The 14,280-nt window shown below is 44.1% G+C and carries 10 protein-coding genes; 3 read left to right on the top strand and 7 right to left on the bottom strand.

Annotation, left to right across the window (positions count from 1 at the left end; all coding sequences use genetic code 11):
- Nucleotides 1-212 precede the first annotated feature (212 nt).
- The 3 genes from IPP77_01165 to IPP77_01155 form a co-directional block, all read right to left on the bottom strand.
- Entirely contained in the window at nt 213-1,190 is a 978-nt protein-coding gene (locus IPP77_01165; protein MBL0308343.1) for a YitT family protein, read from the bottom strand.
- A 73-nt stretch (nt 1,191-1,263) separates the two neighbouring features.
- Nucleotides 1,264-4,932, bottom strand: a complete 3,669-nt coding sequence (locus IPP77_01160) for a PKD domain-containing protein (protein MBL0308342.1) — start codon at nt 4,930-4,932, stop codon at nt 1,264-1,266.
- Between the two features lie 210 nt (nt 4,933-5,142).
- A complete protein-coding gene (locus IPP77_01155) occupies nt 5,143-5,589 on the bottom strand; it encodes a hypothetical protein (GenBank protein ID MBL0308341.1) in 447 nt (148 codons plus the stop codon).
- A gap of 66 nt (nt 5,590-5,655) precedes the next feature.
- Between IPP77_01155 and IPP77_01150 the strand changes: the two genes are divergently transcribed.
- From IPP77_01150 to IPP77_01140, 3 genes are all read left to right on the top strand, one after another.
- The gene (locus IPP77_01150) at nt 5,656-6,828 is read left to right on the top strand and encodes an SBBP repeat-containing protein (protein ID MBL0308340.1); all 1,173 of its coding nucleotides are present in this window, start codon (nt 5,656-5,658) and stop codon (nt 6,826-6,828) included.
- The gene (locus tag IPP77_01145; GenBank protein ID MBL0308339.1) at nt 6,800-7,858 is read left to right on the top strand and encodes a T9SS type A sorting domain-containing protein; all 1,059 of its coding nucleotides are present in this window, start codon (nt 6,800-6,802) and stop codon (nt 7,856-7,858) included. The genes IPP77_01150 and IPP77_01145 overlap by 29 nt, the downstream gene beginning before the upstream one ends.
- A gap of 136 nt (nt 7,859-7,994) precedes the next feature.
- The gene (locus IPP77_01140) at nt 7,995-8,981 is read left to right on the top strand and encodes an aldo/keto reductase (protein MBL0308338.1); all 987 of its coding nucleotides are present in this window, start codon (nt 7,995-7,997) and stop codon (nt 8,979-8,981) included.
- Here the strand turns inward: IPP77_01140 and IPP77_01135 are convergent, their stop codons facing one another.
- The 4 genes from IPP77_01135 to IPP77_01120 all read right to left on the bottom strand — a co-directional run bounded on the left by IPP77_01135 (nt 8,982) and on the right by IPP77_01120 (nt 13,868).
- Nucleotides 8,982-9,650, bottom strand: coding sequence for a flavodoxin reductase (locus tag IPP77_01135; protein MBL0308337.1), 669 nt, complete (start codon nt 9,648-9,650; stop codon nt 8,982-8,984).
- A gap of 80 nt (nt 9,651-9,730) precedes the next feature.
- On the bottom strand, nt 9,731-10,411 hold the full coding sequence (gene mnmD / locus IPP77_01130; protein MBL0308336.1) for a tRNA (5-methylaminomethyl-2-thiouridine)(34)-methyltransferase MnmD: 681 nt from the start codon (nt 10,409-10,411) through the stop codon (nt 9,731-9,733).
- On the bottom strand, nt 10,412-11,392 hold the full coding sequence (locus IPP77_01125; protein ID MBL0308335.1) for a DUF1028 domain-containing protein: 981 nt from the start codon (nt 11,390-11,392) through the stop codon (nt 10,412-10,414).
- 94 nt (nt 11,393-11,486) lie between these two features.
- Nucleotides 11,487-13,868, bottom strand: a complete 2,382-nt coding sequence (locus tag IPP77_01120; protein ID MBL0308334.1) for a hypothetical protein — start codon at nt 13,866-13,868, stop codon at nt 11,487-11,489.
- Nucleotides 13,869-14,280 lie beyond the last annotated feature (412 nt).

The raw sequence follows: 14,280 nt of genomic DNA, 5'->3' as shown, positions 1-14,280 counted from the left end.
TTTAAATTTAAGTGATTTGAGAAATATTTTACTGCCAATTGATATAGATTTGACGCGTCTAAAATAGAAAATACAAGGATTGCAATTAGACTCTCTCCATACTTTTTACAATCCTTTTTCGATTAACCCCAAATGATTACTAATATCTTCACGATCATCAAAGCAAAAATCAATTTTCTGCAATGAGGCATCCTAACTTTGGGGACTCTATCTCAATGCTTCAGTGCTCTTTTCTTAATCATACCGCCTTTGGTATCCTTCACGCTGCTCATAACCACAAAGGCATTCGCATCTATTTTTTCCAATTCTGTATTCAACCGATTGAGTTCCAAACGGGTAACCACTGTGTATATAATGTTCGCATTTCGTGATTCACCCGTTTTCCCAAAACCAGACTCGCCTTTATAAATAGTAACACCTCTTCCAAGTTTTTCGATAATCATTTGTCTGATTTCATTATAATAGGTAGAGATGATAGTAACACCGGTGTATTCTTCAATTCCTTCAACAACAAAATCAAGTGTTCTAGATGCTGCAAGGTAGGTGATCATTGAATAAAGCGCGGTCTCAATATTTAAGAAATAAGCCACAGCGGAGAAGATGAAAATATTGATAACGGTTATGATGTCGCCTATAGTGGTGCTCAACTTTCTACTCAGATGGATAGCAAGAACTTCGGTCCCGTCAATGACAGCGCCACCTCTCACCGACAGTCCGATTCCTGCGCCTAGGAAAAAGCCACCAAAAACTGCTACTAACAACTTGTCGTGCGTTATCTCAGGCATGGGTACAAAGCTCACCACCAATGCTAATCCGGTAATCGCCAATGCTGTCTTAATAGCAAAATCACGGCTAAATACCTGATATCCTAAAAGTATGAAAGGCGCATTGACTACTATCAGCAGCACTGATAATGGAATAGGAGTTAAGAGGGCTATTAATAAAGAAATACCGGTTGCCCCGCCATCTATAAATTGATTGGGTATTAGAAAACTCTCTAGCCCGAAGGCTGCTGAAAATATACCTAGAGTAATTAAAATGAAATCCTTAAGGGTGCGCACTAGCATAATACGCAAGATCCTATACCCTTTGACTAATTCTCTTTTGGTCAGGGTTTCTTGCTCATCGCCTTGCAACTGCTTTTTGTGCAGGGCGATTTGAGAAATAACACGTGTCCAAAATGAATTCATAACAAAACGATTGGTGATAAAGTATTAAAAAGTTAAACGCTCGATTATCTCGGCTGCTGTCTAATCTGAGATTTTACTGAATACTAAAACGAAGTATCTTTCTTGAATCGCCCCATTTCACCTCGGCAAAATATAAGCCATAAGGTAGTTCGCTAAAATCGAAATGCGCTATGGCGGTATTAGTTTTTTGATCTGCTATCTTTCTTCCTGTGACATCGGTGAATAGGATATGTTTTGGTGTAGCATCCATTAAAGTCATGACAAACTGTCCGTTGTTGGGGTTTGGGTAGAGGCCGATACTAATTTCTGATTCGGTTTGAGAAATCTTTAAACCGATCACAGAAAAATTATCCGATTGATTGGTGCATCCGGTGCTGTCCGTGATTTCTACTCTATAATTTCCATCGTTCAACAAAAGGTATTGACGGCTCGTATCTTCTGCCAGCACCGTATCATTTCTAAACCATTGATACGCAGATGCCTGAGTCGAATACAAGGTGTCATCCGTTCGGTGGATGATTGGTATCGCAGGTAGAGGATATTTAGTTATTAGAGCCGTATCTGAAATAGTCTGGCAAAGATTGCTGTCCGTCACCTTCACTGTAAATTCACCAGAACTATCTACAACAATTGTTTGTGTCGTATCGCCTGTATTCCATTCATATATTAATCCTGCCGGTGCGCTTAACTCAGCTTGCAGGCCTTCGCAGAAAGAGGTAGAACCGGTAATTGTGATTGTCGAAATCGGCTTGGATAGAACGGTCATAGTATCTCCTGAACTTTCTACTGCCATCGGAATGGCGCAAGTAGCATTACTGGTCAGTTCACAACTAACTATATCTCCATTGATTAATGAGGTGGTTTGAAAACTATCTGAACTATCATTTGCACTTTGATTATTTATTTTCCATTGATAGACCGGATGGTCTCCCGGGTGGATGGTGCTGCTTGTAAATAGTACAGAGGTTCCTTCGCAAATCGTATTGGTATCCGTGCGGATAGAAATAGATGGCTCCAACACAGGTTTCACTTTCATTCGGACGGAATTAGAAGTAACAGTGGTCGGGGTAGCGCACGCAGCGTTACTAACCATGACGCAGGTAACCACAGCAGAATCCTCCAAAACGGCTGAAGAAAATGTATTCAGAGATGCGCCGGTGTCAATCGAGTTGACTTTCCATTTGAAAACAGGATTCGTACCGGTTACGGTGCCCTGAGCAGTAAAGGTGACATCCGTTCCGCTGCAAATACTATCTCCGGGAGTAGGAGTAATTGCAATACTCGGCAACAGATTATTTCCCACCACCATTTTAATCACGTTGCTGGTCGCAGTAGTCGGAATAGCGCAAGAGGCATTGCTGGTCATAATAACGCGAATGGTATCGTTATTAAGTAACGCCGCATTCATATAAGTTAGTGAACTGGTGCCTACATTGGTCAGGTTTCTCCTCCATTGAAAGGTCGGTGCCGCACCTCCATTGGTAGGAGTAGCAGTAAACGTAACACTCGTATTCGGACACACCGGTCCGGCGGGATTGGCAGTAATGGTGACCGATGGAGTTGCCTGATTCACCGTCATCGTTACTCCCGGACTAATGGCCGTGTCGCGGTTCAAGCATTGATAATTACTCGTAATCTTACATTTCACCACATCGCTATTAGCTAAGGTATTGGAAGCATAGGAAGATGAATTGGTTCCTACATTATTATTGTTCAATTTCCATTGGTAAGACGGTACCAGTCCACCGTTCATAGGATACGCATAGAAAGTAACATTAGTACCCGTGCAAATATTGGATTGGGATGCTGAAATACTCACCGCCGGAGTTTGATAAGGCAACACGGTCATGATAATTTTATTGCTCGTGGCATTGGAAGACAACTGGCACTGATAGTTGGACGTCAACAAGCAGATAATGGTGTCGTTATCAAGCAATCCGGTATGAGTATAGGTAGAGGCATTGGTGCCCACGTTCACCGAGTTTCGTTTCCATTGATAAATCGGATTAGGGCCTGCGTAGGGAGCAAAGGTTATAAAAGTGGTAGAGTTGCCCGCGCATACCGTCGTGCCCTCATTTGAATTGATAGCAATGGTTGGTGTTACATAAGGAAACGCTTTGATGGTGTCCGATGCTGAGGTACTTACCCCACAATTATTGAACGCCTTGACAAAATAAATTCCCGTTGCCTTCACTTTGAGTATAGGGCTGACCGAACCGTCCGACCACTGATAGTAATTACCACCTGATGCATTTAGATAAACCGAATCGTTCTTACAAAAATTAAAATTACCGGCGGGAGTAAATGCAGCAGCGGGGACACCAAGAACGGCTATTTGTTGTTTCAATGTATCGCGAGAAGTACCGTTGATGGCAATTAAGGTCACGTCATAAGTCCCCGGATTGCTGTAGGCCTTTTCAGGATTTGTTTGAACTGAGCTGGTATTATCGCCAAAGTTCCATTGATAATTGGTAGCGTTCAGCGATTGATTATTGAATTTTACCGTATCACCCGCACAAGGCTGCAATGGATAATATGAAAAGTTCGCGACCACGTTCGTAGAGTCCAGAATAGTTAAAGGAATAGTCACCGTATCACATTGAAAGGGCTGACATTTATTGTTGCAACTAATCAATTGTACCGAATAGGTTCCTGCGATTGTATATGAATGGCTGGGATCGCTCGATGTCGAAGTATTGAGTGCTCCACTGGCGGCATCACCAAAGTTCCACTGGTATTGGCTGGCATTGATAGACATATTGTTGAAGTCCACCGAAACACTACCGGTGGTGGTGTTCAGATAAGGAACCAAAGGAGTTTTATTAGATGCCGCTACAGGATTTAAACAACGAGCCGTATCTATATATTCTATATGGCTATATACCGTAGCGCCGGAAGCCACCGAACCTAACACTTTCATCACCGGACGTTTATTATTTAGTTCAAACCAGCTATACTCTATCTTTACCACCACCGGTACCGGTATCGCTGTTCCATTCACGATAACAGTATCGGTATTGGTGATGGTAGATTTTAATTTCAACGTAGAGGCGTAGTTTTTATAAGGAGTGGTCAATGGTCCCCAACCTTCTATGTGGTTCACTCGCTTAGCCGTCGCCTTATAAATGAAACGGACCCCTTGAGCAGTCAGGTCAATAGAATATTTACTGATACAACTATCGCGCTTGTTATAGGTCAACGGAAAACGCAGGATGCTGTCCGGACGTTGGTACGGAACGGTCATCGGAATATTTATCCCATTCAGACCCAAAGTCATTCCCAAAACATTTGCCGGAAGCAACGCGCCGGTTTTATTATAGTGCTGCACCACGTCGCTAAAAGAGAAGGTTCCTAACTGAATCGAATCCAAACTACGATGACCCAGATTTACCAGATTGTTCCATTGAGTATTGCAGGCCACCACCCCTCCGCCACCGGCTATACAAGAAGCGACAAACGAAGCCCGGTATCCGGTGGTCGCCGCGCCTATATATCGGTCGGTGCTTTGAAGCAACGGACGAAGCGCACTATAGTTCCAATTGAAATTAGCACCGGTCTGCGCGAAGTTGGCCGAACCCAAGCTGTCCAATTTTGCGCGGCTCAAAAGAAACGTATCTCCCGCAGAGGCAAAGTTGGTGGAAGCATAGCTTATCTGCGCCTCGCCATATTGGACAAAGCCAAACAACAGGAGAAATAAACACAGCGCGCTAAAGTTTTGAAGTCGGGTACACGATATTTTCATTTTGCTAAATTAAACTTAGTCCCGTATCCTATAAATGGTTGCCAACACTTAGGCGCATTTTGTTTGGATGATTACAAAGGCAATTCATTTGAATCAAGAATTTGGTGATGAGAAATTTGCCGCTGCCTCGTCGCTTCTCCAAATACATTTGATGGAGTGGAGTGGAGAGATGTGGCTGCTTATCCTCCTCTGAAGCAAACCTTCAAAACCTCAAAGACTTAGAAGGCTTTCACCCGTTCGGCAGATGGTTTGCAAGTGTTTGTGGCAATACTGCCAACGTTGGTGATATATGTGATAGAGTTGGGGATGCCATCGGCCAACGGTGGCGATAGGATGATTTGCTTCTAGAACCCTATCCCCAACGTTGACGGTATATGTCCAGAGAAATGGGATGAGTATGCCAACGTTGACGGTATATGGCCAGAGATTTGGGATGGGTACGCCAACGTTGACGATATATGTCGTCAACGTTGACGGTGTCGCCAACGTTGACGGTATTGTCCAGAGATTTAGGATGAGTACGCCAACGTTGACGGTATATGTCCAGAGAATTGGGATGAGTACGCCAACGTTGACGGTATATGTCCAGAGATTTAGGATGAGTACGCCAACGTTGACGATATATGTCCAGATGTATGGAGCTATATAGCAACACAAAGTCATTCGTCACTCAGCACTCCCGATTCCTCATTTAAAAATATCTTTACGAACAAAGTTTACTACATGAAAAGAGCAATACTCCTATCTGTCATTTTTTGTTCAGCCGTTACTATGGTTGTTTCTCAACCTTCGTTTGTTTGGGCTGGGCGGATGGGTGGCACTGCGAGTAGTTCCGCCCCTTCGGATGTATGGCGAGGCATCGCACTAGATAAAGGCGGCAATGTTTATACCATAGGAAACTTTTGGGGCAATGCAGATATGAACCCTGGGCCGGGAACTTTTTACCTGAATTCGGCTGGCGTGAGCGATGTGTTTCTCAGCAAGTTGGATAGTGCAGGTGATTTTGTTTGGGCAAAGAAGTTTGGCGGAACGAACTATAATGACGGAAACGATATAGCGATTGACGACAGCGGCTACATATATATAACGGGCAGCTTTCTTTCCGCCACCGACTTTGACCCGGGGTCGGGGGTGGTTATGCTCACGCCTTTGGGCTATCGCGACGTGTTTGTCTGCAAACTGGATGCTGATGGAAATTTGATTTGGGCGAAACAGTTTGGCGGCGAAGCTATCGTCACCGACCAAGTGGACGGCACCGGTATTGCCGTGGATGCTCAGGGCAATGTATATACCACCGGAGCTATATGGTATGGCAAAGCAGATTTCGATCCGGGACCGGCGGTTTATAATCTCAGCACTGCGGGCGATTTCGATATTTTTATTTGTAAGTTGAATCGCAATGGTGATTTTGAATGGGCGCACCGGATGGGTGGCACGAAGAGAGATTTGGGGAGCAAGATTGCTGTAGATAGAAATGGCTATGCTTACCTCACTGGCTACTTCACCGGAACGGTTGATTTCGACCCCGGTGTGGCGGTGCGCAATCTCAGCACCTCACAGTTTTATAAAGATATTTTCATCTGTCGCTTCGACAGCACAGGAGCGCTTTCATGGGCGAATCAAATTGGCGTGCTGAATGGCGATGATGTAGGGCAGGACATTGCTGTAGATGCTTCGGGCAATGTTTATACTACCGGTAACTTTTATTATGGCGGAGCAGATTTTGATCCGGGGATTGACACCTTTAATCTAAACTCGCAAAGTAGCACAGACGTTTTTATTTGTAAATGGGATTCATCGGCCAATTTTCTTTGGGCGCGCGACATCGGCGGTCCGAGCATGGTCATCAAGGGTTTTTCTATTGGCGTTGCCATATGTATCCACCGCCGACTTTGATCCAGATTCTGTTGGAACTTATTATTTGACAACCACCAACAGTTTGGATGATGAAGAAATTTTTGTTTGCAAACTTCATGGTCCGGTATTTGTTTCGCAGCTTCCTCATGCAGACTTTTCGGCAAGCGATACAGCTTTTTGTACTACTGGTTGTATTGATTTCAGCAATCAAAGTTCCGCTTCTATTTCCTGGCATTGGGAATTTCCCGGTGCAGATAGATTAACCGATACCAATCAGACACCGCAAAATGTTTGTTATAGCGTATCGGGTATTTACGATGTCATCTTAATTGCGCGCAATAGTTTTGGTGCCGACACCCTTCGAAAAGTAAACTACATCTCAGTCTATTCACCGGATAGCGCATCTATACTGGTTCCCCATCTTGATACCTTAATGCGTTCGGGAGATTCGATACAGTTGTGTTCCTCCGGTAATTTTCTTTCCTATATCTGGAATACCGGTGACACAAGTACTTGCATTCAAGCCAAAACCGCCGGAGCCTATTGGCTGACGACAACCGATGCGAATGGATGTTCAGCTTCTTCCGATCGTCAGGAAGTTTCTGTTTATCCGGTGCCGACAGTCTCTGTTTCTGTCAATAGAGACACGCTGTCTTCTTTCAGCGCGGTATCCTATCAATGGTACTTTAATGGAAATCTCCTTAGCGGGGCCAATGCTCAAACGTATATTGCTAAGGCAACGGGATATTATGCGGTGGCAATCGTGGATTCTAATGGCTGTCGCGCTACTTCAAGCGAAGTTCCTTTCGCGATTACAGCAATCAATGAACTGGATGAATCGGTGAACATTTATCCGAATCCTTCTTCAATAAACAATGTCCAATTATCAATTACCAATAACCTTGTTGGAAGTTCGATGGAAGTATATGATGTCAACGGGCGGATTGTATTTGTTTCAAAGCTAATGGCTCAAAGCTCGCAGTTTGATCTCCCTCTTTCAAAGGGTGTTTACTTCATCCGTATCCTTTCAGAGCGGGCAAGCGTGGTGAAGAGGTTCGTGAGACTTTGAAGTGCTGAGTGAATTGAAAGACCACAAAATGTTTTAAAACTTTTGTGGTTTATTCTATGGCATTCCTGTATAAGCACACCGACAATTACTACTACACAAGAAAAATCTATTTTCATGCCTCTGAATAATAATCAATATGGAATACAGAAGACTCGGCAAATCGGGATTGCAAATCAGTGAACTTTCTTTAGGAAGTTGGGTAACCTTTGGATATCAGATACCGGATGATGTTGCGGAAAAATTAATGATAACGGCCTACGAAGCCGGGGTGAACTTTTTTGATAATGCCGAAGTATATGCCCAAGGCAAGAGCGAAATAGTGATGGGCAACATTCTGAAAAAGCTAAACTGGGATCGGGATACTTGGATGGTTTCTTCCAAAGTATTCTGGCCGCGGGTGACCAACCACAAACCAAACCAAAAAGGTTTGATGCGGAAACATTTGGTGGAAGCCTGCCATGCGGCATTGAGAAGACTACAAGTAGAATATCTTGATTTATATTTCTGTCATCGGCCAGACATCAACACGCCGATTGAGGAAGTGGTGTGGACGATGCATCAATTATATCTTCAGGGAAAATTTTTCTACTGGGGAACTAGTGAATGGACAGCGCAGCAAATCACGGAGGCGCACTACTGGTCTGCGAAGCATCACCTGATTGCCCCGACTATGGAACAGCCTCAATACAACATGCTTCATCGCAAAATGTTTGAACGGGATTATATCCCCTTGTTTGAAAATTTTGGGATGGGAAGTACAATATGGAGTCCATTGTCTTCCGGCTTCCTGACCGGTAAATATACAGATGGAACGGCGGGAGATCACAATAGGTTTGAATTGATGCAATGGTTGAAAGAGCGAAACCTCGAACAGCCGGAAAAGGTGGAGACCGTTAAGAAGTTGAGTGTATTTGCCGCAGAAATGGGTGTCCCTTTGGCACAGCTTGCCTTGGCTTGGTGTTTGAAAAATAAAAATGTTTCTACGGTGATTCTTGGGGCTACCAAGGTTTCACAACTTCAAGAAAACCTGAAATGTCTAGAGGTGGTTCCGAAATTGACGGATGAAGTGATGCAAAAGATTGAAGAAATACTGAAGAACAAACCGGAACAGGTGGTTTATTGATTAATCTTCAATCACCAGCGATTGTAGTTCGGCACCAAGTTTTAGTAGAATGTCTTTCATGTCTTGCACAAATTTAGATGGGCCACACAAATAAAAGTGTTGACTGAAGTTGACGATATGCTCAATCAAAAAATTGCGGTCAATACGTCGGTCGAGAAAGCCAATCACATTTTCGCGGGTATAAACATTGATAAAGTTTTCGCGCAACATTTCAGATAGCTCTTGCCCCAGAATAACATCTTCGGATGTTTTGTTGGAAAGAATGAGCAAGTTGCCGGCCAGTTGTTTACTTCGTTGCAATTCTCTAAAAATGGCGACAAAGGGTGTGATTCCTGCGCCTCCGGCAATAAAAACTCCGGGACCGTGGTAAGTAATAGCACCGAAAGGTTCTCCTAGAATTAGTTCGTCACCTGCGTTGATGCCTCCTAACATATCCGTCACCCCGCTCCGTTCTGAATAAATCTTGATCAGAAACTCGAGATAATCCCATTTATTTAAACCGGTGAAGGTAAAGGGGCGTTTTTTCTTCTTCCAGCCTTCAACGTTGATAGCTATCTCAGCGGCCTGGCCTGGAACGAAGACATATCCGTCGGGTTTTTCTACCACGAAACGCTTCACATCATGAGTGATAAACTGCGCATCTATAACTTTAACAAGGTATTGCCCCATATCTATTCTGATTATTAAATTCTTATTGTTTCTTGATCTTAGGGTGCGAAATATAATTGAAAAAAGAAACCTAGCTACTGTTACACTTTATGAGCCCTTATCATTTCTCGCTTTCCGGGTGGTCCGGGAATTTTTTCTATTCGAAATCCCGCCGATTGAAGTGATTTCTGGAAGGAGACCTTAGAACAATAAGACACTAAGATTCCTTTAGGTGCAGTGAAGGCAAACATTTTTCTCATCATTTTGTCCGTCCATAGTTCCGGTTGCGTGGTGGGAGAGAATGCATCGAAATAAATGATGTCGAATGTTTCGTCCGGCGCTGTATATTCCAGAACGGAACAACGAGTTTTTGTGAAGGTGAAGTGATTCTTTATTGGATGGGGTTCATTCCATGCGCAGAGATGTAATGTTTGATAGGATTGATAACAATCGCAACCAAGGAGATCGGCATAGTTAAGCCCATGAATAGTTTCGAGAGACAAGGGAGACGATTCCAATGTAGTATAGTTAACGGATACTTTCTGCCTATCGGTTTCCAATAAGGTTAACAGGACATTCAATCCGGTTCCAAAACCCACCTCCAATATTCGAAGGGTAACGTTGTCTGTCTTTTCTTTGCAATCAGCGATGCGATAATCAAAACCTTGTTGAATATACACGTGTTTTGATTCGCGGATGGCGCCATGCGTGGAATGATAAGTGTCCTGAAATTCCTCGGAATAGATTGTGTGGCTTTGATCACCAGTGGTGATGATTTTCATTTACCGGACAATGAATTTATAAGCTGAATTTCCGGTTCGGATAAAATACATGCCTTTGGGATAAGTAGTCAATGAGATATTGCAAAAGCCAGTGCAATTTTTTTCTTCCATAGTTCGTCCAATCATATCAGTTACACTGACCATCCGACTTTCAAAAGATGGAAACTGAATATTGATTTTAGAAGAAGCGGGGTTTGGCCAGATACGCGCGTTGACATCGCTGGTTGTTTCAATACTGCTTGGATGAGTAGTTTTCCATTCATTAAATAAGGTTTGAAGAGAGTCAATGGGGCTCATCCCATCAGGACGGGATTTGACCACCAAATGTAGCGATAATGAATCTGGATGATCGGTAGGTTTTGCCACGCGAAGAAATGCAGATTTGGAAGGGACCCCTTCGGATAAACAACGGATATCGGCACCGGGAATATTTGCTCCCTGCATAGCGGCCATCAGTTTATCGGCCAAACTACCCGGAGTGTTTAGAAAACCACTTTCAATTGAATCTAATAGGGCATGGTTGATAATAATGTTTCCTTGAATAGCATAATTATATCCAACAATTTGTCCCTTATAATCATAGCAGTTTACTCCGGTATAGGCAGCGGTGCGGGGGCTTCCGTTTGCATCAAACAAGGCTATGCCATATTGACGAATGGTAGAATCAGCACCAATGTCAGAAATATTCACTTCATGAAGTATTTCCTCTGGCATATAGCCGCTAATCATGTAGGTATGCCCGTTTTGCTGATTATACGATTCCCACAGAGCCTGAGTATGCATGGCCCCCAAACCAGGAATTACATCACTGATAAATAATGCGCCTTCAGCGGGATTGGGGGCTTGCAGGCAGGTAGCGCCAGCACTACCAACTTCGCCCGTAACGGAATCAACAGCTACTATTGAGAAGGTGTCTTGAGCGAAGATGCTCAGAGGGATTATTAATGTAAGTGGAAAGAGAAAGAAGAATTGTTTTTTCATGCCCAGATATTTAATCGAAAATAGCAGAAGATTTCAAAGGATATAAATTATAAAGCCCCAATTTTGGGGCTTTATAAAAGAAGTTAAGGATTGCTTAGTTGGATGCTCTCTTGAAAACCATCCTTACCTGAGTTAGAGCAGCTCCACTTTCAGTAAAGATACCAAAAGATGCTTTGGAGCCAGTCAGTCCATCATCTGTAGCGTACACAGGACGCGAAGGATCGCAGCTTATTTTTGCAAAATGCCCAACGGTAACTGGTCCATCTACAAGCACCGAAACGACTCCACCAGTAGCTACTAAGAAATATTTTGCAGGTGCCTCAGTGGTGGCAGCCACTCCAACCATGTCATTACCTGTACAATTAGCCGGCATTGCATCTACTACACCTGGGAAAGCCGTCATTTTGACAATTTGCCCAGCCTTTATGATAGAAGTATAAGTCTTAAAAATATTACAATACGGATAAAGATTTGAATTGATTACACCACCCACATCTAATATGGCTCCAGCCGCGTATGGCGTATTTGGTGTAGGGAAATAGTCAGTTCCTATCATTAAGGCACCTCTTGGATTTCTAATACTACTGCTAATTAGCCTCATTCGTTCAGTATTATTAGTCCTAAACATAAGGTCTTTTGCATCTAGAGTTCCTATAAAATTATTACTATCGGTACCTAGGTTCCCCGTGGTTTGCCATCCTCCAACTCCGGCATAAGTGCCACTACTAAACCCAACAACAACCCATCTGCTATCAGCGCCATTATATTGTAAGGTGATAGAAGCGCCGGAACCAGGTATTGCCAAATCACTTCCAGAACCTGTTATAATTCTATTTGCGGCTGTAGCTGTTCCATCCTGATTTTTAAAAGTCATTAATTGGCCACTGGCGTTATAAAGAGTCAATATTTTACCATCTACACCACCATCTATAGAGAAGATGTATAAAGGAACCCCAATAGAAGTGATTTTGTAGGAACTATACTTTGCAGTTCCACCGGTTATTGATAAAGGATTTTTGATCGCAGTGTTAATAAATATAGCATCCGTTCTGTAAGCAAAATCACCACCAATATCCAGTTTGGTATTTGGTGGGGCTACTATACCGATGCCAATATTTCCTCCATTATTAAAAATATTATTGCTATTCACAACCCAACTAGTCCCATTCCAGTAGGTTGTATTTCCTGCTGCGCTTCCATTAGACATACCTCCCGACGGTCCCACAGGACCAGTAACTCCGGTGGGGCCAGTAGGGCCCGCAACGCCTGCACCTGTAGGGCCAGCTGGGCCGGTGGCGCCTGATGGACCCGCAACACCTGTATTCCCAGTAGCTCCAGTTGGACCGGCAACTCCACTTAGACCTGTAGGTCCAGTTGTGCCGGAAGGTCCAGTGGCGCCAGTAGGTCCGGAAGGCCCAGTAACGCCTGTCGCGCCAGAAGGACCGGTAGGTCCAGAAGGTCCCGTAGCGCCTGTAGGACCAGACGCGCCCGTATTCCCCGTAAACCCAGTTGAACCCGTTGGCCCGGTACCAGATGGGCCGGTAACTCCAGTTGCACCTATATTTCCTGTTGCACCAGTAGGTCCAGTAGGGCCGACATCACCAGTAGGCCCAGTAACCCCGGTCGCTCCAGTGATTCCGGTATTTCCGGTAGGGCCAGTAGCTCCAGTAGGCCCTGTGTCACCAGATGGCCCAGTAACCCCTATAGGCCCGGTTATGCCAGTAGCTCCTGTAAATCCGGTAACCCCGGTTGGACCGATTTCTCCTGAAGGACCCGTAATTCCTGTTACACCCGTCGGTCCAATGGGGCCATCAGGTCCAACTGGGCCGACCTGGCGAATAGGTCCAGTTGGACCAGTTGGACCATAAAGTGAAGAAGTGGTGATGGTAACTGGGACGGAACCATACGCAATATCCAAAGTGCCATCTCCATTGTCTGTTATTTGAGTAATTCCAGGACCGGTGGGACCTAATGGCCCAATAGGACCTGTCGGCCCATCGGGGCCAACTGGACCTGTTTCTCCAATTGGCCCAATAGGACCAGTTGGACCCACTTCACCAGTAGGCCCGGTAGGACCAGTAGGTAGAGTTATCATTGCACTTCCCGACGCGCCGGTTGGACCATAAACTATTGTTGCGGTTCCATCTCCGTTATCAACGATGCTATTCACACCACCACCAATATCTCCGGTTGGACCAGTAAGCCCTATTTCACCCTGTGGTCCGGTTTCTCCTGTAGCACCTCTCAATGAAACGGTAGAAACTGATGGGATAGGATTTCCGTCATAATAAACATTCACAGTGCCATCTTGATTATAGGTAATACTATCAATTTTTGCTCCAGTAGGACCAGTTGCACCCACTGACCCTGTCGCTCCGGTAACTCCAGCAGCACCGGTTGGGCCGGTAGGACCAGGATTCAATGCTTTTTTAGCAACTAACGCATAGGGCACACTAAGCAACTCTGATAGTCCCATGTTTACCCACGATGCACCCGTACCACTAGTATCAATCTCAACTAACAACCATTTTGCAGGAGCTATATCAAAATTAATGGCTCCAAAAATGCCGAATTCAGGAGTGCCTCGTCCTATCTTTAATGTAAATAAGCCAAACTGATTGGTTGTTACTTTATGGGTCTCTTTATAATAAGGATTGCTTCCGTCGTTAATGGAAATCCGCACACCAATACGTTGGTTGACAATCTCGCTTCCACTAGCATATCTGGCAACGGCCTGATAATTAAACCCTTCTGGTGGAACAACTTGTCCAAAACCTAAATAACAACTGAATAGAACAAAAAGAGCAATTACAGATTTCCGCATAAATTGTTTTTAATCAAAGAAAATACATTACAAATGACATGTAAAAGTAACCCTAACCCAAGCA

Source organism: Bacteroidota bacterium, assembly GCA_016722375.1.
Classification (GTDB): domain Bacteria; phylum Bacteroidota; class Bacteroidia; order Chitinophagales; family LD1; genus Bog-950.
This window is presented reverse-complemented; position numbering and strand designations above follow the sequence as displayed.